Annotated in this window: 18 protein-coding genes, 2 tRNA genes and 1 pseudogene; 3 read left to right on the top strand and 18 right to left on the bottom strand. The window is 70.0% G+C overall.

Going from position 1 to position 24,250, the window contains the following annotated elements:
• Positions 1-31: 31 nt before the first annotated feature.
• On the bottom strand, positions 32-4,492 hold the full coding sequence (mobF, locus tag BJ998_RS19000; RefSeq protein WP_312890200.1) for a MobF family relaxase: 4,461 nt from the start codon (positions 4,490-4,492) through the stop codon (positions 32-34).
• 18 nt (positions 4,493-4,510) lie between these two features.
• Here mobF and BJ998_RS48645 point away from each other — a divergent pair, with 18 nt between their 5' ends.
• Entirely contained in the window at positions 4,511-4,645 is a 135-nt protein-coding gene (locus BJ998_RS48645) for a hypothetical protein (RefSeq protein ID WP_281392969.1), read from the top strand.
• Between the two features lie 79 nt (positions 4,646-4,724).
• Here BJ998_RS48645 and BJ998_RS19005 read toward each other — a convergent pair whose 3' ends face one another.
• Genes BJ998_RS19005 through BJ998_RS19040 form a run of 8 tightly spaced genes read right to left on the bottom strand, consistent with a single transcriptional unit; the run spans position 4,725 to position 12,618 of the window.
• The gene (locus tag BJ998_RS19005) at positions 4,725-6,035 is read right to left on the bottom strand and encodes a hypothetical protein (RefSeq protein WP_184863494.1); all 1,311 of its coding nucleotides are present in this window, start codon (positions 6,033-6,035) and stop codon (positions 4,725-4,727) included.
• Positions 6,028-7,119 carry a cell envelope integrity TolA family protein gene (locus BJ998_RS19010; RefSeq protein WP_184863496.1) on the bottom strand — a complete coding sequence of 364 codons (1,092 nt, stop codon included), beginning with the start codon at positions 7,117-7,119 and terminating at the stop codon, positions 6,028-6,030. Before BJ998_RS19010 ends, BJ998_RS19005 begins: the two co-directional genes overlap by 8 nt.
• Positions 7,116-7,937: a hypothetical protein gene (locus BJ998_RS19015; RefSeq protein ID WP_184863498.1), complete on the bottom strand. Its 822-nt coding sequence runs from the start codon at positions 7,935-7,937 to the stop codon at positions 7,116-7,118. Before BJ998_RS19015 ends, BJ998_RS19010 begins: the two co-directional genes overlap by 4 nt.
• Positions 7,934-9,622, bottom strand: coding sequence for a DNA cytosine methyltransferase (locus BJ998_RS19020; protein ID WP_184863500.1), 1,689 nt, complete (start codon positions 9,620-9,622; stop codon positions 7,934-7,936). Before BJ998_RS19020 ends, BJ998_RS19015 begins: the two co-directional genes overlap by 4 nt.
• On the bottom strand, positions 9,619-10,002 hold the full coding sequence (locus BJ998_RS19025; protein WP_184863502.1) for a hypothetical protein: 384 nt from the start codon (positions 10,000-10,002) through the stop codon (positions 9,619-9,621). The genes BJ998_RS19020 and BJ998_RS19025 overlap by 4 nt, the downstream gene beginning before the upstream one ends.
• The gene (locus tag BJ998_RS19030) at positions 9,999-12,038 is read right to left on the bottom strand and encodes a type IV secretory system conjugative DNA transfer family protein (protein WP_184863504.1); all 2,040 of its coding nucleotides are present in this window, start codon (positions 12,036-12,038) and stop codon (positions 9,999-10,001) included. Before BJ998_RS19030 ends, BJ998_RS19025 begins: the two co-directional genes overlap by 4 nt.
• On the bottom strand, positions 12,035-12,394 hold the full coding sequence (locus tag BJ998_RS19035) for a helix-turn-helix domain-containing protein (RefSeq protein WP_221338059.1): 360 nt from the start codon (positions 12,392-12,394) through the stop codon (positions 12,035-12,037). The genes BJ998_RS19030 and BJ998_RS19035 overlap by 4 nt, the downstream gene beginning before the upstream one ends.
• Entirely contained in the window at positions 12,391-12,618 is a 228-nt protein-coding gene (locus tag BJ998_RS19040) for a helix-turn-helix domain-containing protein (protein WP_246488620.1), read from the bottom strand. Before BJ998_RS19040 ends, BJ998_RS19035 begins: the two co-directional genes overlap by 4 nt.
• Positions 12,619-12,813: 195 nt before the next feature.
• Between BJ998_RS19040 and BJ998_RS19045 the strand changes: the two genes are divergently transcribed.
• Positions 12,814-13,170 carry a GntR family transcriptional regulator gene (locus BJ998_RS19045; protein ID WP_184863506.1) on the top strand — a complete coding sequence of 119 codons (357 nt, stop codon included), beginning with the start codon at positions 12,814-12,816 and terminating at the stop codon, positions 13,168-13,170.
• A gap of 227 nt (positions 13,171-13,397) precedes the next feature.
• Positions 13,398-14,633 (top strand): helix-turn-helix domain-containing protein, encoded by a 1,236-nt coding sequence (locus BJ998_RS19050; RefSeq protein WP_221338060.1) that lies wholly within the window; start codon positions 13,398-13,400, stop codon positions 14,631-14,633.
• Positions 14,634-14,673: 40 nt separating this feature from the next.
• Here the strand turns inward: BJ998_RS19050 and BJ998_RS19055 are convergent, their stop codons facing one another.
• The 9 genes and pseudogenes from BJ998_RS19055 to recF all read right to left on the bottom strand — a co-directional run bounded on the left by BJ998_RS19055 (position 14,674) and on the right by recF (position 24,247).
• Entirely contained in the window at positions 14,674-15,966 is a 1,293-nt protein-coding gene (locus BJ998_RS19055) for a tyrosine-type recombinase/integrase (RefSeq protein ID WP_312890201.1), read from the bottom strand.
• An 86-nt stretch (positions 15,967-16,052) separates the two neighbouring features.
• A tRNA-Ala gene (locus BJ998_RS19060) sits at positions 16,053-16,125 on the bottom strand.
• Between the two features lie 50 nt (positions 16,126-16,175).
• Positions 16,176-16,292 (bottom strand): annotated as a pseudogene (locus tag BJ998_RS46595) (DLW-39 family protein); the annotation flags it as partial.
• Between the two features lie 253 nt (positions 16,293-16,545).
• Positions 16,546-16,619: transfer RNA gene (locus tag BJ998_RS19065), tRNA-Ile, on the bottom strand.
• A gap of 49 nt (positions 16,620-16,668) precedes the next feature.
• Positions 16,669-17,535, bottom strand: a complete 867-nt coding sequence (locus tag BJ998_RS49190) for a DUF3566 domain-containing protein (RefSeq protein ID WP_184863508.1) — start codon at positions 17,533-17,535, stop codon at positions 16,669-16,671.
• Positions 17,536-17,581: 46 nt separating this feature from the next.
• Complete coding sequence (gyrA, locus tag BJ998_RS19075; protein WP_184863510.1) at positions 17,582-20,095, bottom strand: DNA gyrase subunit A; 2,514 nt, start codon at positions 20,093-20,095, stop codon at positions 17,582-17,584.
• A gap of 49 nt (positions 20,096-20,144) precedes the next feature.
• The gene (gene gyrB / locus BJ998_RS19080; RefSeq protein WP_184863512.1) at positions 20,145-22,121 is read right to left on the bottom strand and encodes a DNA topoisomerase (ATP-hydrolyzing) subunit B; all 1,977 of its coding nucleotides are present in this window, start codon (positions 22,119-22,121) and stop codon (positions 20,145-20,147) included.
• A gap of 271 nt (positions 22,122-22,392) precedes the next feature.
• Positions 22,393-22,908 (bottom strand): DciA family protein, encoded by a 516-nt coding sequence (locus tag BJ998_RS19085; protein WP_312890202.1) that lies wholly within the window; start codon positions 22,906-22,908, stop codon positions 22,393-22,395.
• A gap of 202 nt (positions 22,909-23,110) precedes the next feature.
• Complete coding sequence (gene recF, locus BJ998_RS19090) at positions 23,111-24,247, bottom strand: DNA replication/repair protein RecF (protein ID WP_184863514.1); 1,137 nt, start codon at positions 24,245-24,247, stop codon at positions 23,111-23,113.
• Positions 24,248-24,250 lie beyond the last annotated feature (3 nt).

Below are 24,250 nucleotides of genomic sequence, written 5' to 3' on the forward strand. Positions count from 1 at the left end.
CCACACCGCCCGCTGACGGGCGATCCCCCGGCTACCCACGGCGCGCCGCCATGTCCAGGGTCGGCTCGTCCTCCACCGCCCGCTGCGCCGCGGCGTCCAGCTCGGCGGTCTGGTCGTCGGCGTGCCAGCGGGTGACCTGCTCGGTGTAGGCGTCCTCGGCGGCACGCTCGTGGTCGTCGGCCTGGCGGGCCGCGATCTCCGCCAGGGCCCGCTGCGCCTGCGTGATCGCGTGCGCGGTCTCCTCCGCGCTGGGCACCCGGACCGTGTCCTCCTTGATCGGGGCTGGCTCGGTCGCGGCGATCTCCCGCAGGTCCGGCACGCCCGTCTCGGCCGCATCCTCGTTCGGGACCGGCTCGACCGCGGCCAGGTCCTCGGCGCGCTCGGCCGTGACGTCGGCCAGGTCGTGCTCGTCGGTGACCTCGCGGTGCGGGTCCTCGGCCGACATCGCCTCGTGGTGGGCCGCCAGCCACTCCTCAGCCGTCACGAACTCGTCGACGTGCCCGGACTCGGCGTGCCGCGCGGACAGCTCCGCCTGCGCCCGGTCCTTCGCGGCGCGCGTCTCGGCGGTGTGCGCCAGCCACTGCGCCCGCGCGTAGTCGACCTCGGCCAGCTGCGCGGCGCGCTGCTCCAGCGCCTCGGCCAGTGCCTCCGCCTCGGCGGCCTCCCGCTCCACCTGCTCGCGCTGCTGCTCGTCCTCGATGCCGGCGGCCTCGGCGTGGCGCAGCGCGGCCTGCTGCCGCTGCTGGGCGATGGCCTGGCGGGTGCCGGCCAGCTCGTTGGCCACATACCGCGGGGCCCACGCCTCCTCCCGCGCGTGGGCACGGATCCGCAGCCGCAGCTGGCCGTCGCTCATCTCCAGCTCGTCCCTGTCGGCCTCCGGCCGGCCCAACGCGCGCCAGGCCGCGCGCCACGACGCGTACGCCTCAACCTGGCCCGGCTTGGGTGCCGGGCCCAACGCGTCGGCCGGGTCGTCGTGCCCGACCAGCTCCCGGTGCGTGGCCACCGTCGCCGCCTTGCTCGTCCACACCGCGCGCTCGCGCGGGTCCTCCGGCAGCGGGCCGAACGCCTCCACCGCCCACTGCGGCGGCTGCGCAGCAGCCTGGTTGCCCAACTCGACACGGCGGGCGTCGGCCGCGGCGGCGAGGGTGTCCACGTAGCGCTGCCATTCCGGGTCCTCCACCTTCGGAGCCCAGTCGGCGAACCGATTCCCGCGCGGGTCCAGCGTCACCGCCGCGGTGATCCGGTGGTGGATCACGTGCGTGAGCTGCCGGGCCCCGTCCAGCGACCGCTCGGTGACCGCGTCGGCCAGCACTCGGCGCGGGTCGTGCCCGGCCAGCTCGGCGCGACGCAGCAGGCGGCCCAGCGCGGGTCCGCTGTCCTCGGCGGCCAGCCGGGCCCGGTCCTCCTGCGACAGGTGGCCCTCGTCGACCAGCTCGTCCAGCCACCGCACGGTCCGATCGGCAGTCGCCAGCTCACTGGCGTAGGCCAGCAACTCCGCCGGTGTCCGAATGTTGCCGGCTTCCCTTGTGGACTCCACAGCGGTGGCCAACGCCGACTGCTCCGGCGCGGCCGCCTCCAACGTCGCGGCCAACACCGCCTCCGGTGTCCGCCGCACCTCGTCCTTCGCTGAGCCGTCCGCCTCGTCAGCGGGGCGGGTCACGGTGGTGACGTGCGCGGTGTTGCCGTGCCGGCCGCGGCTCATCCCCACATACAGCGCGCTCGCGGCCGTGCCCGCGGTGACCACCGTGTGGCAGGTGTCCACCGTCATGCCCTGCGCCGAGTGCACGGTGGAGGCGTAGCCCAGGGTGAGGTGCTCGGCCACGTAGGAGGCGGGCAGCGTCATCCGGTCGCCGAGTTGCTCGCCGGCCGGGCCGCGCCCGAGCAGGCGCGCGACGACCATGCTTCCGTCCTCCCGGGTCTCCACCACGCGGTACTGCTCGCGGTTGATCGGGCCGCGCCGGTTGCCGGCGTAGCCGGCCAGATGCCAGCCGTTGCGGCGGGCCTGCACCAGGTCACCGACCCCGGCGTAGGTGCCTTGGGCGGCCAGCGGCACCCCGGTTTCGGTGACCTTGCCCAGGCGTACCAGCTCGGCGCGGATGCTCGCCGACAGTCGGGCGGCCTGCTCGTTGCTGTCGACGATCAGCAGCGAGTGGCGGCCGCCCAAGGTGTCCGCGAGCCACGCGCGGGTCGCGGAGGCTTCGGCGTCCTCGGTGCTGCCGCCATCGATCAGACGGCCCTGCTTGTGGTATCGCTTCAACACGGTGGCGTCCCCGGAGCGCAGCCGCAAAGAAGCGATCCGCTCCCACCCGGCGGAGAACCGGCGGGCCTCTGCCAGCTCGTAGCTCGCGCCGGCTTGCGCCAACAGTTCCATGCCGCCGGCCGCGCCGACTGCGGCCAACTGCCGGTGGTCTCCGGTGAGCAGCAGCTTCGCGCCGGCGGTGGTGACGTGCCGGTGGATCACCGCGAGGTCGGCGGTGTTGGCCATCGCCGACTCGTCGACCACCACCAGGTCCCCGTTGCGCAACTGCCACTCGCGGTCCTGCTCGCTGGCGCGGCCTTGGCCGATGCGGTGCTGAACGCCCAGCCACTGCGCGATGTTGCGGGCGGAGACTCCTTCCCCAGCCAGCACTTCGCTGGCGACCTGGCTGGACGCCAGGCCGATCACGCGCCGCTGCTGGCCGTCCCACAACGCGGGGTCCTGCCATGCCTTCGCGAGGGCACCGACCACGAAGGACTTCCCCGTCCCGGCCGGGCCGACCAGGCTCTCCACGTTCGCGCCGGACGTGAGCACGCCGCGCACCGCGGCCGCCTGGTCCACGCCGAGCTCGATCCCGGTCTCGGCCAACCCGGTGACGAACGCGTCCACCGAGACCGACGACAGCGCCGGCGCGTCCCGCTTCACGGTGGCGGCCAGCAGCGCCCGCTCGCTGCGCACGTGCGCGGCGGTGGCGTACAACTGCTGTCCAGGGGCCTGGAACGAGGACTGGCCGTTGGCCAGCCGCAACTCGCGCGGGATCACGTCATCGCCCGGGCGGTCGGCGTCCAACGCCACCGCCGACTTCAACGCCTCCATGGTCAGCCCGTCCAACAGCTCCGTGATCTGCCGCCCGGTGAGGGAACCCAGGTGGTCGGGCAGGGCGTCGCTGATCGCGCGGGTCAGGTCCGGCGCCGTCCAGGCGGCTTTCTTCGACTGCACGTCGGCCAACGCGGTCTCGATCACCGCGTCCCGCGACCAGCGCTGCGGCTCCCGCTGCTGCCCGGACTGGTTGAGCACCTGGCGGGCGACGCCCGCGAGGCCGCCGGCGACCTCGGCGCGCAACTCCCGGTCCCAGCGCTCCAGGCGCTGCTCGACGGTCTCCCCGTCGTGCGACTTCGCCTTGCGCGTGGCGAACGTGGCTTGGCGCTGCAACCGGTCCAGCTCCAGCGTGTTCGGGGCGCGCCCGAACTTCGTCTCGAACGCCTGCACCAACTCGGCGGTGCGGCGGGTGATCGCGCGGCGGCGGGAGCTGAACAGCTCCATCACCTCCGGCGCCACCCCCACGACCTCGCGGGCCTTGCCGTCCGGGCGGGTCGCGAACTGCACCCCGAGGGCACGGGTGAGGTGTTCTTCCATCGTCCGCTCGCCCACGGCGGCGGCCGCGCCTCGGAACTTGTGGATCCCTTTGGAGTCCAGCGTCCGCCACACCCCGTCCGGGCCTTGGACGCGGTTGAGGATCGCGTTGTGGATGTGCAGCTGCGGGTCGTGCTCGCGGGAGTCGTGCTGGAAGAACGAGGCCACCACCCAGTCGTGCGCGTCGGCGAACCGGCCCGCGGCTCCGCCGTGGTGCCCGATCCGCACATAGCCGGCGTGCTCGGCCAGGTAGTCCAGGGCGGCGCGGTTGCCGGCCCAGATCGCGTCCTCGACCGCCTGCTTGTGCGCCGCCCAGGACTGCACGGCCCGCTCGGCGTCAGCGCGGCGGCGCTGCCACACCTCGGCCTGGTCCGGGTCGGCGTCCGCCAACTCGGCCGCCTGCCGCGCGGCGTTGCCGGCCCGCACCTCCTGGGCCTCGAACGCGGCGTGCAGCACGGTGACCGACTTCTGGACGCTGAACGTCGCGTCCAAGAACGGGACGTTCCGGCGGGCCCGCTTGGACGCGTCCAACCGGAGCTCGGCGCGGCGTTCAGCGCTGGCGTTCGGCTCGGCGTCCAACGCCGCGTTGTACAACTCGTCCTCAGACAAGTACTTACGCCCGGTGTGTCCAAGCGTGGACGCCTCCGTCCACTTGGACGGGTCCTTGAACGCCGGGTCACGCGGGTCGATGAACCGCTCGTACACCGCGGTCATGTCCTGCTCGTCGACCAGCCCGGTCAGGCCCAGCGCCTCGGCCCCGGCGCCGTGCCAGCGGCCCGGCGGCTCCCCGTCGGCGACCGCGCCCGTGTAGTAGTTCTCCCGCCCGGCGGCGACCTGCTCGGTCAGGTACTTCGGCGAGTAGCCGGTGGCGATGCTCAGCACCACGACCACCCCACACCCGTGCTCGAAAACGACACCGCGAAGATCAACACCAAGGGCGCGGTGGCCGCGCCCGGCGTCGCCGGCAACGCCGGCGCGCCACACCTTCGGATCGTGATGCCTAGGTGTGCACGTTCTTTGGTGGTGGGTTCTTGATACTGAGAGTGATTGATAGGTGACTGACTGGTGATGGTGACTGGTGAGCTGATGGTGCTGAGATGTGGGGTGGTCGTGATCATGACTGGGTGCTCGCTTGCTCGATGTCGTGCACGATCTGGAGCTGACCGGGTTGCTCTCGGAGCTCCTTGAGCGCGTTGCCGGCGGTGCCGCGCGAGGTGCCCGCCAGGGCCATCAGCTCCGAGACGGTGGGCAGCTGGCCGCCATGGGCGGCGGCATGTCGGCGGGCGGCAGCCCGCGCCCGGTCCTTCGCCAGTGCGCCCGCGTGCGGCGACGCCTCGTGTTCACCGTCCGTCCCGACCGGCAGCGGCAACCACCGCGCCGACCGCGCGCTCGACGGCATTGGACGGTCACCGCTCGCCGACGGCCCCGACGGCTGAACACCGCCGTGGACAACTACCGGCTGAACAGTTGGACGCTGCTCGTCGTTAGACACCGTGGACGCCTCGTCTACTCCCCCGGCCGTACGGAACGCGTCCACTCGCGTTGCCCCGCGCGCCACGCCGTTCCCCGAGCGCGGTCGAGCGTTGCCGGTAGCCGGCTCCCACGGCGACGGCGGCGTCAGCTTGGTCAACGCGTCCAAGCTCTTCAACGCCGCCAGCTCCGCCAACATCCGCTCCCGGGCGTCCTGGTCGTAGGCGACGCCGGCCACCCGCACCGCGCGGGCCAGCCGCTGCTGCCGGAACCGGCCACCTTCGGCGGCGGCCAAGCGGGCGGCCCGCACCGCCGCCCGGTGCCGAGTCCTCGTGGCCGCGTCCCGGTCGTCGTTGGCCAGCCCGAACCGCGACAGCACGCGCTCGCGCATCTCCTTGACCAGCTGTGCCCACCCGGTCGACGCTGACGGCGAGGCGTGGCGGATTTCCACCCCGAGAGCCAGGTGCAACGCCACGATGCCCAGCACCGGGCCGAGCGCCACGCGGGCGATGCCCTCCCAGAAGTCGGACTCCGCGATCGCCATGTACGCCGAGAGCACCGTCAACATCCACGCGACCGCGCGCGGCGCGCCCGGCTGCCCGTCCGGCTGGCGCACATTGGCGCGCATCCCGTAGGCGCACGCGACGAACGCGGCCTCCAGCACCGCGAACATCACCACGCGCTCGGGCACGTCGGTGATGTGCAGCCGCTCCCCGAAAAACCGCCACGACGTGTTCACCGACACCCCGGTCGACATGCAAGCGACCACGTAGAACAGCGGCGCACCCGACGTCGGGTCCTCACCGCGACGACGCGCAACCGCGGCGGCCAGAGCCCGAACCAGCCGCCGCAGCACCACGACCACGACGACCAGCACGACGACGGCCACAGCCGCGCCGGCGGCGGTCACCAGCAGCGGATTGCCCTGCCACAACCTGATCAGCCGATCAAGCATCGCCCAGCACCTCCCCCGCCAGCACGCGGTCGGCTTCCCGGAGGGACTCCTCGGCGGCCAGGTCCTCGGCCTGCCACCGGGCCAACTGCTCTGTGCTGGCCTCCTCGGCCACATCGGCCTCCACCTGGGCATCGGCCAACTCGTGCAGCTCACGCACGGCCTCGCCGGCACGCTCGACCGCACAGCGCGCGCGCCACCGCGCCTCCCACGCCTGCTCGGCCGCGTACTCGGCACGCCACTGCTCGGCCTGGAGTTCCGCGCTGGCGTCGGCCAGCCGGGAGAACTGCTCGGGCGTCACCCCGACACGGGCCAGATCGGCATCAGTGATCATGCCCTCCGGCAGCTGCTCAACACGGGCGCAGATCGCCACGGTCGCATCCGCATCGGCGTCGGCTGTAGACCTGGTGGCGGGCACCGCATGCGGAGGTCGCCACGGATCAGGCCCCTCGACCGATACAGCCTCGTCGTCGATGTGGCTGGCAGCCCTCACGCGGTGGCCGTCTCCCGACTCCAATTGGTGTGGCCAGATGACATCTGCCTCGGCTTCGATCACGGCGTCCAACTCGGCCTCAAATTCAGGCCGCATTGCCTCAAGTCGTGCCGACTGCTGCTCCCGCCACTCCCGCCAGAACGCGGAATCCTGCGACCCGAACGGATCCACCACCGTGTCAGAGTCCGCGTCTGGGCTGGGCATGGTACGGCTGGTTGCGTCGGCCGGTTCTGCCGCGACCGGCCGCCACGGGTCGGGCCCTTGCCGGTCGATCGTCTCTGTCTGGCCGACGCTGCTCGGTGGAGCCTCGGGAACGACGGGCTCGTAGTACTGCGCCGACCAATCCGACACGGGTTCGGTCACCGTCAACGTCGCTCCGGTGCGGCGATTGCGTACGACGTCACCGACGTTGAACTCGGCCGCCGCTTCACTACGGATACTGGCGGCCTGCCTGCGGAGCAGCTCCCCGCGCAGGCTCCGATCGTGCGGAGCCAAAGCGTCCGCGTCCGCCAGGATCTGGTCGGCCCACACGGGATCGCGCCTGCGGAGCTCGGCCCACCGCGGGCCGGTCCGCCCCTCGAACTCGCCGTTCATCGCCTGCCACCTCCCCAGCCATGCCGGGTGCTCGCCTGCTCCAAGTTGCGCTCGCTCGGCTCCGGCGCGGGCTCACCACGACGCATCGCCCACCACGCCGCGATCGGCTCCATCGCCTCGGCCACCGGCACCACCGGCTGAGACTGCTGCTGGGCGCCGCGCGGCAGGTGGTTCTCCAGGGAGCACGTGCCCACGATCTGCTTGATTCGCCGCACCACACCCGGCCGGTACCGGTCGTGCCAGTCCCCCGCCCGGTTCACCGTCGCGTCCTCCGCCCGGTAGGCCAGGCACCAGGAGGCCATCAGCCACAGCAGCTCCTCGACCACGTCGGGGTGCCACAACCAGCAGTCCGGCAGACCCTTGGCGGCGTCGGCATAGCGCAGGTACACCTCCCCCATCCACTCCGACAGGTCCCGCAACAAGCCGTTGGCAGCGGCGAAGTCCTGCGGCATGTCCAACCAGGACGGCGCCGGCGTCGGCTTCGGCCGGCGGATCTTGGCCTGCACCTGCTCGGCCAACTCCCCCACCACCCGGGCCAAGTCCTCGACCTGCGCGGCCAGGCCGTGCATCGGCTGCACGATCCGGCGCAGCGCCTCGACCTCACGGGCCAGGCCGGCCACCGACGCGGCCGTGGCGAACTCCTGCTCGGTCGGCTTGGCCTCCTCGGCGGTCTCGCGCTGGCGACGCTCGCAGGCATCCCGGTTCGCGCACTGCACCTCACGCGGCGCATCGGCGGACTCGTAATAGACGCCCGGCACCGGCTCGAAGTCCCGTACACCTCGGCGTCCACACAGGACGCACGTCATGATCTCGGTCATGCCGTTCGCACCTCGTCTCCGGTGATGGCCTCGACCACGGCAGCGATCAGGTCACGCGCGATCGGCGGCGTGACCGCGTTGCCACACATGCGGACCTGTTCCCGCTTGTTGCCCAGCAGCACGAACTGCGCAGCGAATCCCATGCCGCGCTTGACCTCGTCCGGCAGCATCATTCGGAACACGCAGTCGTTGATGTCCGGCAGCGCCTGCACCACCGCGTCGCCGGCCACGGTGGTCTGCGTCGGCAACGGGCCGCGCAGGGACCGGAACATGCCGGTGTCGTAGGCGTAGAGCACGTTCGGGTCCCACAACCGGGTGTCCGCCTCGGTGCCCTGCCACGGCGTGAGCGAGAGCAGCCCGTGGTGGTTGCCGCCGGCGGCGAAGGTGTCCAGCGGCTCCGTGCTCGACTTCGACCGGTTGTTGTTGCGCAGTGGCACCAGCACCAGCGCCTCGGACTCACGGGTCGTGCGGGTGCGCATCGGCTCCCACAAGGGCTGGCTGTCGTCGTTCCAGGTGCCGCCGGCCGGCACGAGCAGTCCGGTCTCGTTGCGGGCGGTCTGCGCTCGGTGCGGCTCCAGCGCGCTGCGGGCCACCTTGCCGTCACGGCCCTCGGCCGGCACGAGGAACAGGTAGCGTCGCACCGCGCTGCGCAGCGCGTCCACCTGGGACTGCGGGCCGAACTGGTTGAGGGCAGTGGCGATACGGGCCATCGTCTTCGGGAACAGCGGCCGCTTGCGGTCCCCGATCCGGGTGCCCGGCGTGCCCAGGTCGATCGCGGAGATCGCCGGCAACGTGTACGGGTGCACGATGCCGTGCCGACACGAGACCTGCGGGCAGCGGTAGGTGTACTGCTCCCAGTACGAGCCGTACGGCCGGCGCGGGTCCTTGGGCGCCGTCATCGCGTTGACCGGCCGGTCGCAGGTCGGGCACCACGCGGTCGGCCTGGTCCACTTGTCGAAGTCCGGGTCCCGGTACTTCTCCAACCAGAACACCACGTACACGCGGTCACGCAACTGTGGAGCCGGCGCGCCGAGCTTGTGCGCGAACGCCGAGTTCAGCGTCAGCACCTTGTGCCGGTACCCCAGCTTGCGCATCCTCGCGATCCACTTGGGGAAGTACCACCACTTCAGCAGTTCCGGGGTGTTCTCCACGATCACGGCCCGGTACCTGTGGTGCTCGGCGAACCGGGGCACGTCGTGCATCAGCGCCCGGGACCGCTGCTTGGCCTCGGCCGGCAGCGCCTGCTTCTCGTCGTCCTCGTCATCGGTGTTGTCGAGGTCAAACAGGGTCGGCCGGGTGGCCTCCTCGGTGAAGTCCCGCCGCTCACCACGCGCGCCGGACCAGAACGTGCAGCTGGGCGAGGCCCACAGGAAGTCGGTGCGTGGGTAGCGGCGGGGGTCGACGTCGTGGATGTCGGCCACGTCGTGGTCGACGTGCGGCATGTTCGTGTTGTGGGTCTCGACCGCCAACGACCAGTGGTTGCTTGCCATCCGCACGCGGACACCGGGCACGGCCTCGGCACCGCTGGAAGAGCCGCCGGCGCCGCAGAACAGATCGGTGACGGTCCAGTCGCCGCCGCCGGGCCGTCCTTGGGCCGCGAACTCCGGGAACTCCAACAGCACATAACGGAAGAACTCGTCGTCGACTGCCTGCTGGTTGGGCTGCTCGAACAGGAGCGTGGTCATCGCCGACCACCCGCCTGCGCGATCACCTGCGCCACCCACGCGCGCAGGTCGGTGCTGGGCAGCCGCCGCGCCTCACGGGTGTACCGCTCGGCGACCGCCATGTACTCCGGGCTCGCCGGCCGCGCGGTGTTGAAGGTCATGCCGATCAGCCGCTCGGCGACCAGGTCGTAGAGCTCCCAGTGCTCCAGGTCCAGCGTCACCGTCGCACCGGACAGCGCGGTCACGGGGATGGCCGCGACGCGCGTCTGGCCGTAGAGGTGGAACGGAACGTTCAACGAGACGTGCCGCTCGGCGTCGGACAGGCCCACGGTGACCGCGCTGATGCTCAGGGCGTGTCCGTTGACCCACCGTTCGTGGCCGATCAGGTTGAGGTGCATCATCGCGACCGGCTCCCCTCGTGCTCGTCGACCGGCTGCTCGTTGATCGGCGCGGCCGGCAGGGCCGGCGGCTGCTCCAGTGCTGTCGCGGCGGCGTCGACCACAGCGGACACGGCGGAGCGCATCGCGGCACGACGGGCCCGAGCCGCGCTCCATCGCGTGGTCATTCCCGTCACCCACGCGCCCACATGGTCGCTGGCGGTCACCCCGGCCGTGATCCAGGCGTTGAGGCGGGCCGACCAGATCGCGGCCAGCCGGGCCCGCCACACCTGCCGCTGGTACGCCTTGACGTCGCGGCGCTTCCACGCCATCTGCACCCGCCCGATCGCCGGCGCCATCCCCCGACGGATGATCACCACGCGGCCAAACGGCAACTGCGCGATCTGCCCGGCCGACAACACCGGCACCCGACGCGTGGTGTGCGACTGGCGGTCACCGTCCACATCGAACGTGTCGACCTTCTCGTCCCGGTCCCCCGTCAACGTCGAGTAGGCGCCCAGGTCGTCCGGGTCCCGACTCCCACCGAAGATCATCAGCGTGGCGACGTTGTTCAAGATCGCGGCCGCGCCGGTGTCGCCCCACCGCTGCCGCAGCTGCGCCCGCGACTGCGCCGCGATGTGGATCGTGACGTTGCGGCCCCCCATGTCGGCGGTCCAGTTGTCCAACGGGATCGGGCAGATCAACGCCGCTTCGTCCAACGCCAGCGTTAGCGGCGGGTCCAGCCGGCCGCCCGGCATGGTGCCGGCGATCCGCCGGGACTCCCGCGCGATGTGCCCGGTCAGCGCGGTGACCAGCGGGGCGACCACGCCGTCCTCGGCGCCCAGCATGTAGACCGTGCCGCGGGTGTCCAGCAGCTGCTGCACGTCGAAGCCGTCGCCGGTCGCCGACGCGGCCGCAGTCGAGTCGGTCAGCCAGCCCAGGGCGGGCATGATCGTGGCGCAGATCGACGAGCGGGTGCGGTCGTTGGTGCCCAGGAACTGCTGCGCGTCCGACTCGAACGCCGGCTCCGGCGACCGCCGCAAACAGCGCTGCACGTCGGTGGCAGCCGCCTCCGGGTCGGCGACCCAGGCCAGCACGTCGCGCATCGTCGCGCCGCCCAACGCGGCGGCGTGCATCAACGCGGCCAACACGCGGCGGGCCTGCCCGGCCCAGAACTCCCGATCCCCACCCGCCCCTGGGGCGGACACCCCGGACAGCAGGTCGGTGGCCCGGGTGGTGGCGGTGGTGGGGTTGTCGCAGCCAGCCAGCGGGTCGAACGTGATGGTCGAGGGCAGCCCGCCCATGCCGCTGGGGTTGAACACGTGCACCGGGCCCAGCCGGCGGCGCAGCGGGCCGGTCGTGTTGAGCAGGTCGGTGCGGGTGCTGGTGGCGATCACCGCGCCCGGGGCGTCCAGGATCCGACCGGCCAGTTCACCGGTCTTCCCGCTACGCGGACCACCGATCCGCAGCGTCACGTCCTCCACCGGCGACCAGATCCGCAGCATCCCGACCCGGGCCAGCGGGGTGGCCAGCTCCCGGATCGGCACCAGCAGCCGCCGCCACCAGGTCACCTCACGCAGGCTTGGCCGCAGCACCGACGCCTTGCGGCGGGCGGCGAACCACGACGACGTGCGGAAGATCGACCAGGCCGAGGCCACGCCGTCGTTGCGGCGCCCGCGCGCGGCCCACCGGTTCACGGTGCCAGCCGAACCGCCCTGGCGGTGCCACCACCGCGCCACCGCCAGCAGCACCAACAGGCCGCCGATAACCAGCGGGTACGGCCAGTACTCCCGGCCCGGCGTTGTGGTGGGCAGATCACCGGTCGCGAACCACACCGACCAAGCGACCGCACCAGCACCGAGCAGACCGAGACGGGCCAGGGGCCGCTGCCCGATCGAGGCGATTAGAGCCAGCAGCACGATGACGCCACCGATCGTGATCAGCCAGGGCCACGCCTGCGTCGGGAACTTGCCGGCGGGCAGGCCACGCAGCAGCCAGCCAGCGGCACCGATCACGACACCCACGAAGGCGACGGACAGAAGGTCTCGCGACTTACTCATGCCGCACCTCCAGCGCGCTGAGCGGTCCACTGCTGGGTCCAGGTCTCGGCGTCGATGCACTCCGCCGTCTCGATCGCGTCGTTGAGCAGCTGCTCAACCGCCTTCGCCGGCACGACGTACCGGCCCTGTCGGCCACCGATCCGCAGCTGAACGGCCGGGAATCCACCGGCCTGGATCAGGCGGTAGAGGTACTCCTGCGAGATGCTCAGCAGTACGGCCGCCTCCGACACCGAGTACGTCGGAACACCAGCCGACCGCTTCTGCAATGCGGTGCGCATCGCGGCAGTACGAACAAGTTCACGGGCGGCGGTGCGCTGCACCGGAACGCCGCCAGCGAGATTCGGCCGCTCGGTCATCGGACACCGCCCGCCGGCTGCGCGGTCTTCGCGCCCGGGGTCTCGCACGCCGCCAGGTACTCCAGGAACGCGTCGCCCGGGATCCGGACCGCACCCTTGCCCGTTCCCACTCGAACGGCCCGCAGCGCACCGGACTCGACGGCCCGGTAGATCGTCGTCAGCGAGACATCCAGCGCCTCAGCCAGGAACTTCACCCGATACAGCCGGGTAGGCTCAACCTGCATCGTTGCTCCCAAGTTTTCGATGCGGGCCCCGGCTGGTGTTGCAGCACCGGTCGGGGCTTCTTGCTGTGCGGCGGTCGCTCCCGCGACGCGGGATCGGAGCGCCAACAAGGACAGCTTAGACGTCTTAGATGCCTCGGGCAATGCAGCGAAAGGAGCAAAGACAGCTCGGATGGCCAAGCTCGTATGCTTGTCAACATGGAACGGCTCGACCTGGACGACTCCAGCCCGTCGTACATGCAGGTGGCCGCCCGGCTGCGCGCCGCGATCGACGCCGGAACTCTGCAGCCGGGCGAGCAGCTGCCTACGCACAAGGCGCTTGCGGATCAGTACAAGGTGGCTGTCGAGACCGTGAAGCGGGCGCTTGGCGAGTTGCGAACCGCGGGCCTCATCGTCACCAGGCAGGGAAAAGGCTCCTTCGTCCGCAGCGATAGGCAGCCGGAGCGCCGCACCCAGTCGACGGATCTCGGACGGCAGGTTGAGGAACTGACCCGCGAGTTGAGCGCGGTCAAGGAACGGCTGGCCGCTGTCGAGGCGCGGTTGGAGCCGAGGTAGTCGTTCGGCGTTGCAAATGGGCGCGGTAGTCGCCCATTCGTCTGGTGGTGCTGCGTTTGCTGTCATGTCACCAACGATCGGCTTCGCAGCATGGTGCTCGGCAGTGTTAGTGCAGGTGACAGCGTTGCCGGCCGGTGATGTGACCGGATCACCAGCGCGACACCTCCCGTGTCACCACCGCGCAGTGGGAGACTGGAGGAGAGCGAACCAAGGGCGCTGGAGGTGTCATGAGCGACGGAGTGCCGGAGTGGGCGCGGCGCATCAAGGCCCTGCGCGATGCCCGAGGGCTCTCGCAGACAGCGGCAGTCGCCCGGATGCGGGAGCACAGCGATGACGAACTTCCGGAGTCGGATCACCTCGTTCGCCGCTGGAAGGCGTGGGAGCGTGGCGACAACAAGCCGAGTCCGGTCTATGCACCGCTGATCGCCGCGGCGCTCGGCACTGTGACGGCTACGATCTTCCCGCCAGAGCAACGCCATGATTCAGCTGACATTCTTGCTGTTACCGGTATGACGACGTTCGATATCGTGAGTCGGATCGAAGTCTCCGACCTCAACGACGCGGCGTTGACCGGGCTCCGAATGACGGTCGATCGTTTGTGCTCCGAGTACGCATCACAAGATCCGCTCAATCTGATCGTCGAGGGCCGACAGTGGTTGCGCCGAATGGTCGAAGTTCAGAACGGCCGGCTCACCTTCGCTCAACGCCGCGAGACGCTTGAGCTCATGGGTTGGCTCGCCCTTCTGGTCGGATGTCTCGAATACGACCTTGGCGACCGACGCGCGGCCGAGGGAACTCGACAGTCCGCGCTTCGCATCGGACTGGAAGTCGGTAGTCCAGGTATTGTTGGCTGGGCACACGAGATGCGCGCCTGGTTCGCACTCACGTCCAATGATTACCGAGGCGTCATCGCCGCGGCCGAAACTGGGATCGAAGCAGCACAGCCCCACAGTGTCGCCGTACAACTGCTGGCGCAGCAGGCCAAGGCTTACGCCCGTATGGGCAGGAAAGACGACATGAACGCCGCGTTGGAGCGCGGCCGACTGTTGCTCGACAGGTTGCCCTATCCCGAAAACGTTGAGAACCACTTCGTGGTCGACCCCGCTAAGTACGACTTCTACGCGATGGATTGCTACCGCCACGTCGGCGAAGACAAGTTGGCGCGAGCATTGGCCGACGAGGTGATCCGGTTCGGCACGGACATACATGGCGAAGAACGCTCGCCCATGCGGATAACCGAGGCGCGTATAACCCTTGGCGTGGCCGCCGCACGCGAAGGCGATCTCGAAGAGGCACTCAGCCACGGTCAACGTGCAATCGCGTCCGGAAGGCGTTCCATCCCGTCACTGGCGATGGTGTCGCGCGACCTAACGGACGTTCTTACCGATCGCTTTCCCCGCGAAGCGGATGCCATCGCCTACGTCGACGAAATCCGCAACATTCAGCGCCCGCCGTTGGCGTGACGGCCGCAGCTGGCTGATGCCGGCCCCACCGCGCCTGCACTTACTTCGGCCGCTTCAGCCGGTTGCCGAGGATCTCGGCTGCCCGCTTGTCGGCTTGGTCGGTCCAGGCGCTGTATACGCGCAGGGTGGTGCCCGGCGCGTGGCCAAGCCGACCGCCGACCGTTCGGACATCGACGCCAGCGGTGAGCAGCTGGGTGGCGGAGTAGTGGCGCATAGCGTGCAGGTGACTGTCGATGCCCAGGCGCTTGCAGAGGCGGGCATACCGGTGGGTGATCCCGCTGCCGTTGCAGGGGCGGTCATGCGTCGGGCTGTAGGAGAACACGTAGGCGTCCGCGGTCGTGCTGACATCGAGGTCGCGGCACGCCTTCTCGTAGCGCTCATGGTGCTCTGTGAGCAGCTCGACGGTGACCGGGTCGAGGGAGACCCGACGCATGGTGCCGGTCTTGGTGTCCCAGCAGTAGAGGGCGGAGTCGGTGAGGTCGACGTCCCGCCAGCGCAGGGCGACCAGCTCCCCGCGGCGCAGGCCGGTGACGTTGACGAGCCACACCAGCGTGCCCCACGCAGGGTCCTCCGCCCAGGCGCCGTCCACGATGCGCGCGGCCTGGTCGACCGTCGGCGGCTTGGGTTGGGGCTTGGGCTGCTCGGGCTTCTTGGCAACCTCGGCGGGGTTGCGGTCGATCCAGTCCCACCGCACGGCGGCCGACAGCGTGCCGGCGATGATGAAGTGGATTTTCAGGATCGAGGCGTTGGCCAGGGGCCGGCAGGCGTGCGGCTTGCACTCGGTGACCTGGCAACTCGCAGTGGCGCAGTCGTGATCGGGGTAGCCGCCAGCTGGCGGCCGACCGGGCGGGTACTTGTGGCGCACCACCCGGCACTCATGGTCGCCCTCGACGCGGTGATCGACTCCTGGCCGTCCGTCGCAGCGAGCGCGGCAGCGTCGCAGCTCGGCGTAGAGCTTCTCCAGCACCCGGGCCGACACCTTCGACATCGGCTCCTCGCCGAGTCCAGGCTTGCCGTTCACCGTGGCGTTGATGTACCGGCGGACGTACATCTCGTAGGTCTCGCGGGTCGCCTGCTCCAGTTCCTGGACGCGCAGCCACTCCTCGATCGCGTAGCCGAGGGTGCCCTTCGTGCGGGCCTGGTTCTGCTTGTCGACTTGGGCCAGCAGGCGGGTGAGGATGCGCTGCGCCTCGGCCTCGTCGGTGGTCGACTCGTCGAGGTAGACGCGCTTGCCGGTGACAGGGTCGGTACCGGCGTAGACCAGCACGCGGAAGGAGTTCCCGCGCTTGACGATGGAGCCTCGCTGGCGCCTCTTACGACCGGGTTGCCGCACGCTCCGAGCGTACTCGCAACCACTCTGACAGCCAGTGATCAACTAATGTGATCATGAAAGCTGGCGTTGTCGCTGGTCAGATACCGTGGAGACAAGGGGAATCGAACCCCTAACCCCCGCCTTGCAAAGGCGGTGCTCTGCCAATTGAGCTATGTCCCCGAGGGGCCGCGACCGTCAGGCCGTCGTACCCCGGTGTTCGCCCAACCTCAGTCGGTCGGAGCCGTCGCCTCGCGCCACAGGTCGGCCTCGGCCTTGGCGGAACGCTGCCGCCGCACGAAAAACAGCACGACCCCAGCCACAGCCGCGAGCGCGATGAGCTTCTTCACGTCGAGTCGCCTCCTTGGCGCTTGCCACCCCTACACAGGACAGGTAGTCCCAACATACACGTGCTTCCCGACCAGGCACCCGGCTCCATCGCACCCCCACGGTCCGAAGGGCGACGGCGAAGCCGAGCCCGAGTCGGGGGTTCGAGGGGGCGGAGCCCCCTCTGCGGGGCGTGGGGCGGAGCCCCACAAGACACCGGAAACGATAAAGGTCTGGAAGCTGCGCTTCCAGACCCACTACACCCAATCGGTTCCGTGGGCCCAGGAGGACTTGAACCTCCGACCTCTTCGTTATCAGCGAAGCGCTCTAACCGCCTGAGCTATGGGCCCTTACGGGGGAGAAGATTACCGTACTCCTCTCCCCTGATCCAAACCGGGTCTACTCCCGCTCGGAGAGGGTCACTTCGACGCCTCCGGCCAGGTCAGCGGACACGTTGTAGATGAACGCGCTGACGGTGGCCATCGCAGTGAACAGGATCACGTTCACGAGTCCGACGACGGCGGCGATGCCGAAGACGCGGCCGGCGCTGATGAGGTCGCCGCCGCTGTTGTCGCCGCCTTGCACCAGGTCGTTGTAGGTGCCGTTGAGCTTGGTCCACACGTTCATGCCGCCGAGCACGCTGTACAGCACGCCGACGGCGACCATCCAGACCAGGAACATGGCGAAGCCGAGGACGAGCGCCAGCTTGAGCACCGACCAGGGGTCGACGCGCTTGATCTGGAGGCTGGCCCGCCGGGGCCCGCGGCCGGGGCGGCGCAGCGCGGTGGGCGCGGCGGTGCCCCGGGGCGGGGTGGGCGTGGGCCCGCCGAGGTTGACCGACGTCCGGGTGGACACGGTCGGCGAGTCCAGCGGGGACGCGGCCGGCTCGGGCGGCGTGACCGGACGGAAGTTGGTCGTGGCCTGCGAGCTGGTGTCGACGGGCTCGTTGTCGTACGCCGTGGACGCGATGGTGCCGGCGTTCGCCGCGGCGGCGGCCGCGGCGTTGTCGGCGGTGACCCGCTGCCAGGGCGGCGGCGCCGAGGAGGCCGCCGGCTCCGCGGCGGCGGCTTCCCCGGCACTGAACTTGGCGGTCTCCTGCTCGTGACTGGCGGTGGCGCCGTTGGTCGCCGGCTCGGCCGCGTCCGCCGCCTCTTCCGGCTGCTCCGGCTTGGCGGGAGCCTCCTCGGTCGCGACGGACTTCTTCTCGACCTCGCCGTCCTGCTCGGTCTTGGCGTCCGGCTGTTCCGGATTCTCCGGAGTTGTCACGAGCGGTCCTCAGTCAGCTTGTTGGTGTGTTCCCTGCCGCGCCTGCCTACTCGGCCACGTCCGGAGCGGAGGTCTGGTCGTCCTCTCCGGAGACGTCCGTGGGCTCGTCGGCGTTGCGTGCCACACCCATCAGGGTGCCGCCCTCGTCGAGGTTCATCAGCCGCACCCCCTTCGTCTGTCGGCCGGCCTTGCGCACCTGTTCGACGCTGGTACGGATCACTCCACCAGATGATGTGATGGCGTACAACTCGTCGTCCTCGTCGACGATCAAAGCACCGACCAGCCGGCCGCGCTTGCGGTCGTACTGGATGGTCAGCACGCCCTTGCCGCCGCGTCCCTGGATCGGGTAGTCGTCGATCGGGGTCCGCTTGGCGTAGCCGCCGTCGGTGGCGACCAGCACGAACTTGTCGGGCTGCACGACGCCCATGGACAGCAGCTCGTCGCCGTTGTTGAAGCGCATGCCCAGCACGCCGGAGGTGGCCCGGCCCATCGGCCGCAGCGTCTCGTCGGTGGCGTGGAACCGGATGGACTGCCCGTCGGCGGAGACCAGCAGCAGGTCGTCCTCGGCCGCGCAGAGCACGGCACCGACCAGTTCGTCGCCCTCCTTGAGGTTGATGCCGATCAGGCCGCCGGACCGGTTGGAGTCGAAGTCGGCCAGCCGCGACTTCTTCACCAGGCCGGTCTTGGTGGCCAGCACCAGGTACGGCGCGACCTCGTAGTTGGGGATCTCGATGACCTGGGCGATCTCCTCGCCCGGCTGGAACGCGAGCAGGTTGGCCACGTGCTGGCCGCGCGCGTTCCGGTTGGCCTCCGGCAGCTCGTACGCCTTGGCCCGGTAGACCCGCCCCATGTTGGTGAAGAACAGGATCCAGTCGTGGGTGGAGCACACGAAGAAGTGGGCGATGATGTCGTCCTGCTTGAGCTGCGCGCCCTGGACGCCCTTGCCGCCGCGCTTCTGCGAGCGGTACAGGTCGGTCTTCGTCCGCTTCGCGTAACCCGTCCGGGTGATGGTGACGACCACGTCCTCGACGGCGATGAGGTCCTCCATGGAGACCTCGCCGTCGAACGGCAGGATGCGGGTGCGCCGGTCGTCGCCGTACTTGTTGACGATCTCCATCAGCTCGTCGCGGACGATGGCGCGCTGCCGCTCCGGCTTGGCCAGGATGTCCTGCAGGTCGGCGATCTCGAGCTCGATCTCGGCCAACTGGTCGACGATCTTCTGCCGCTCCAGGGCGGCCAGCCGGCGCAGCTGCATCTCGAGGATGGCGTTGGCCTGGATCTCGTCGACCTCGAGCAGCTCGATCAGGCCGACCCGGGCGTCCTCCACGGTCGGCGACCGGCGGATCAACGCGATCACCGCGTCCAGCTGGTCGAGCGCCTTGACCAGGCCGCGCAGGATGTGGGCCCGTTCCTCGGCCTTGCGCAGCCGGTACTTGGTCCGGCGGACGATGACCTCGACCTGGTGCTTCACGTAGAGGCGGATCATCTGGTCCAGCCGCAGCGTGCGCGGCACGCCGTCGACCAGGGACACCATGTTGACGCCGAACGTGTGCTGCAGCTGGGTGTGCTTGTACAGGTTGTTCAGCACGACCTTGGCCACCGCGTCCCGCTTGAGCGTGACCACGATGCGCATGCCGGTCCGGCTGTTGGACTCGTCGGCGATGTTGGCGATACCGGTGAGCTTGCCGTCGCGGACCAGGGTGGCGATGTTCTCCACCAGGTTGTCCGGGTTGACCTGGAACGGCAGCTCGGTGGCGACCAGGATGGTGCGCCCCTTGCTGTCCTCCTCGACCTCGACGACGGCGCGCATGCGCACCGAGCCGCGGCCGGTGCGGTAGGCGTCCTCGATGCCGCGGGTGCCCAGGATCAGGCCGTGGGTCGGGAAGTCGGGGCCCTTGATCCGGGCCATCACGGCTTCCAGCGTCTCCTCGTCGGGCGCCTCCGGGTTCTCCAGCGCCCACACCACCGCGTCCGCGACCTCGCGCAGGTTGTGCGGCGGGATGTTGGTGGCCATGCCGACGGCGATGCCGGCGCTGCCGTTGATCAGCAGGTTGGGCACCCGGGACGGCAGGACGATCGGCTCCTGGATGCGGCCGTCGTAGTTGTCCCGGAAGTCGACGGTCTCTTCCTCGATGTCCTGCAGCATGTGCATGGCCAACGGGGTGAGCCGGCACTCGGTGTACCGCATGGCGGCGGCCGGGTCGTTGCCCGACGAGCCGAAGTTGCCCTGGCCGTCGACCAGCGGGTAGCGCATCGCCCACGGCTGGGCCAGCCGGACCAGCGCGTCGTAGATCGACGAGTCGCCGTGCGGGTGGTAGTTGCCCATCACGTCGCCGACGACGCGGGCGCACTTGTTGTAGCCGCGGTCCGGCCGGAAGCCGGAGTCGTACATCGAGTACAGCACCCGCACGTGCACCGGCTTGAGGCCGTCGTACACGTTGGGCAGCGCGCGACCGACGATCACGCTCATCGCGTACGCGATGTAGGAGTTCTGCATCTCCTGCTGGATGTCGACCGGCTCGGTCCGCCCGTGGTTGTCGGGCGGCAAGGTTTCGGTCACGACTAGGAGTTCCTTTCACACAAGGGCGAGGAGGCGGAGGGCCGGGACGTCACACGTCGAGGAACTTGACGTCCTTGGCGTTGCGGGTGATGAAGGACCGCCGGGCCTCGACGTCCTCGCCCATCAGCACGCTGAACAGCTCGTCGGCGGTGGCCGCGTCGTCCATGGTCACCTGGAGCAGCACCCGGTTGGCCGGGTCCATCGTGGTCTCCCACAGCTCCTGCGCGTTCATCTCGCCGAGACCCTTGTAGCGCTGGATGCTGTCGTCCTTGCCGATCTTCTTGCCGGCGGCCAGGCCGGCCTCGAGCAGCCCGTCGCGCTCGCGGTCGGAGTAGGCGTACTCCGGCTCGACGCCGCGCTGCCACTTGATCTTGTACAGCGGCGGCTGCGCCAGGTAGACGTGCCCGTGCTCGATCAGCGGCCGCATGAAGCGGAACAGCAGGGTGAGCAGCAGGGTCCGGATGTGCTGGCCGTCGACGTCGGCGTCGGCCATCAGCACGATCTTGTGGTACTTGAGCTTGCTGATGTCGAAGTCGTCGTGGATGCCGGTACCGAAGGCAGTGATCATGCTCTGCACCTCGGTGTTCTTCAGCACGCGGTCGATGCGCGCCTTCTCCACGTTGATGATCTTGCCGCGGATCGGCAGGATCGCCTGGTACATGGAGTCCCGGCCTTCCTTGGCCGAGCCGCCCGCCGAGTCACCCTCGACGATGTAGATCTCGCACTCCTCCGGGTCCGTCGACCGGCAGTCCTTGAGCTTGCCGGGCAGGCCGCCGATGTCCAGCGCGCCCTTGCGGCGGACCAGCTCGCGGGCCTTGCGGGCGGCCAGCCGGGCCTGCGCCGAGGACACCGCCTTGTTGATGATGATCTTGGCCTCGGCCGGGTGCCGGTCGAACCAGTCGGCGATCCACTCGTTGCACGCCTTCTGCACGAAGGACTTGGCCGAGGTGTTGCCGAGCTTGGTCTTGGTCTGGCCCTCGAACTGCGGCTCCTTGAGCTTGACCGAGACGATGGCGGCCAGACCCTCGCGGATGTCCTCGCCGGAGAGGTTGCCGTCCTTCTCCTTGACCAGCTTCTTGTCCTTGGCGTACTCGTTCACCACCCGGGTGAGCGCCGCGCGGAAGCCCTCCTCGTGGGTGCCGCCCTCGTGGGTGTTGATCGTGTTGGCGAAGGTGTAGACCGACTCCGAGTAGCCGGTGTTCCACTGCATGGCGATCTCGACCTCGAGGTCCTCGCCCTTCGCGTCGAACGCGACGACCTTCTCGTGCAGCGCCTCGCGGGACCGGTTGATGTGCCGGACGAAGTCCTCAAGGCCACCCGGGTAGTGGAAGGTCTGCTCCTTCACCCGCGCCACCTGGCCGTCGGCGTCGGCCTCGGCCTCCTCGTCGGCGACCCGCTCGTCGCGCAGCACGATGGTCAGTCCCTTGTTCAGGAACGCCATCTCCTGCAGCCGGCGGGACACCGTCTCCAGGTTGTACTCGGTGGTCTCGAAGATCTCCGGGTCGGCCCAGTAGGTGATGGTGGTGCCGGTCTCGGTGGTCGGCTCGCCCTTCTCCAGGGGACCGGTCGGCACCGAGTTCACGTAGGTCTGGCTCCAGTGGAAGCCGTCGCGCTTGATCTTCACCTCGAGCCGGGTGGCCAGCGCGTTGACCACGGACACGCCGACGCCGTGCAGACCGCCGGACACCGCGTAGGAGTCGCTGTCGAACTTGCCGCCGGCGTGCAGCGTGGTGAGCACCAGCTCGACCGCCGGCTTCTTCTCCACCGGGTGCTCGTCGACCGGGATGCCACGGCCGTCGTCGATGCACTCCACGCCGCCGTCGGCGCGCAGCACCAGCACCACCTTGGAGGCGTGGCCGGCCATCGCCTCGTCGACGGAGTTGTCCACGACCTCCCAGATGAGGTGGTGCAGACCGCGCTCGCCGGTGGAGCCGATGTACATGCCCGGCCGCTTGCGGACCGCCTCGAGGCCCTCGAGCACGGTGATGGACTTGGCGCTGTACTCAGCGTTGTTGTTGGCAGCCACGAGCTTTGCTGTCTCCCTCTGGGACGCCACGCAGGACTGGTGTGCGAGCCTGCGCGGACGGACCGTCCAGCGCTGCCGTGCTCACATCCTCCCGAAAGTATACCGGGCGACCCCGCCGAAAAGGCGGCTAGGACCCGCCTGAGAACGTCACAGAAGCCCGGAAGTGAGTGAACGAGGGTCCGCCGGGCTGCGGATGTCACTCGGTCCGGCTACGTTCGTCTCCGTAAGCCGTGATTTCCCCGCTGCCGTGTTTCACATGAAACATGGTGTGTCAGCCGTAGGTGTCGCGTGGCCCGCGACCTGGGGCATGTAGCGGCCCGAATCGCCAGTTGGGCGCCGACGGGCCCTGCACCTTGAGGCGCTTGACGACGTTCGGGCCGACGCCCTTGGCGATCTGCTGCAGCAACTGGCGCTGGAGCAGCCGCAGCTGGGTGGCCCACGCCGTCGACTCGGCCTGCACCACCAGTTCGCCCTCACGCAGCGTCACCGGCTTGGCGTGCTGGGCCACCTCGGCGCCGACCAGCTGCGGCCACTTCGCGAACACCTGACCGCCGGAGAGCTGCTCGCTCCAGCCGCGGTCCATGGCCATCCGGGACACCAGGCGGCCGAGCGGCTGCGGGTCGCGGTCGTCCGCCCCCGCGCCCGACCACCGCCGCCGGCGGCCGCGGTTGACCGCGGCGGTGGAGCGCCGCGCCGGCTTGCGCGACTTGGCCGCCTCCCGGGCGGCGGCGAGCGCCGCGCGGGCGAGGTCGGATCCGGTCAGGCCCTCCGGCAGCCGGTCGATCACTCGTTCGGGTTGTCCACCATCAGGTGACGGATTGGGGGTAGATCCCGCCCGATTTGCGCCGTTTGCCGCATTATTGGCCGGTTTCGCTGTGGATCGACGCCCCGGAGTCACCGAGTTATCCACATCATCCACAGGTTTATCCCCAGATGTGGGGTAAGACGGGCCGGAGATGCGTACCCCTTGTGGCGGATTGCCCGCGGGTTCATCGGACACGGTTCACCTCACCGTCGCGGACCTGGTACCGGGCGCCGGCCAACTCCTCCGGCACGTCCTCGGCGACGGCCGCGGTCACCAGCACCTGCTCCGCGTTCGCCGCCACCTTCGCCAGCTGCTGCCGGCGCCGGCGGTCCAACTCGGCGAACACGTCGTCGAGCACGAGCACCGGCTCGGCCCCATCATCGCGCAGCAGGTCGTACGCGCCCAGCCGCAGCGCCAGCGCGAAGGACCATGACTCTCCGTGACTCGCGTAGCCCTTGGCCGGGTTGTCACCGAGCGTCAGCTCCAGCTCATCCCGGTGCGGGCCGACCAGGCAGACGCCGCGCTCCACCTCCTGCGGCCGAACCCGGGCGATCTCCGCGAGCAGCGCCGCCTCCAGCTCCGCGACGTCGGCCCGCTCCCGCCGGGGCAGCGCGTCACCGAGCGTGGACCGGTACCGGATCGAGACAGGCCGCGATTCGGGGGCGACCCCCGCGTAGTTGGCCGCGACCAGCGGCGCCAGGTCGTCGATCAGGTCGAGCCGGGCGGCGAGCAGTTGCGCGCCCTGCGCGGCCAGATGGCCGTCCCACACCTCCAACGTGCTCAGATCGCCCCGACCGCCGGCCCGCCTCGCGGCACCCGCCGACTTCAGCAGGGCGCTGCGCTGCTTGAGCACCCGCTCGTAGTCGGAGCGAATGCCGGCATACCTCGGCGCGCGGGCGACCAGCAGGTCGTCCATGAACTTGCGGCGCTCGCCTGGGTCGCCCCGCACCAGGGCCAGGTCCTCCGGCGCGAACAACACCGTGCGCAGAATGCCCAGCACCTCGCGCGGGCGAGGCACCGGGCCGCGGTTGATCCGTGCCCGGTTGGCCTTGCCCGGCGTGATCTCCAGTTCGACCAGCAGCTCACGGCCGGCGTTGACCACCGCGGCGCGGATCACCGCGCGCGGGCTGCCGGTGCGGACCAGCGGTGCGTCCGTGGCCACCCGGTGCGAGCCCAGGGTGGCCACGTAGCCGATCGCCTCGACCAGGTTCGTCTTGCCCTGGCCGTTGGAGCCGACGAACACGCTCACGCCCGGGTCGAAGGCCAGATCGGCCTGCGCCCAGGAGCGGAAGTCGACGACCTGGAGATGCCTGACGTACACCGG

Source organism: Kutzneria kofuensis (assembly GCF_014203355.1).
Lineage (GTDB): Bacteria > Actinomycetota > Actinomycetes > Mycobacteriales > Pseudonocardiaceae > Kutzneria > Kutzneria kofuensis.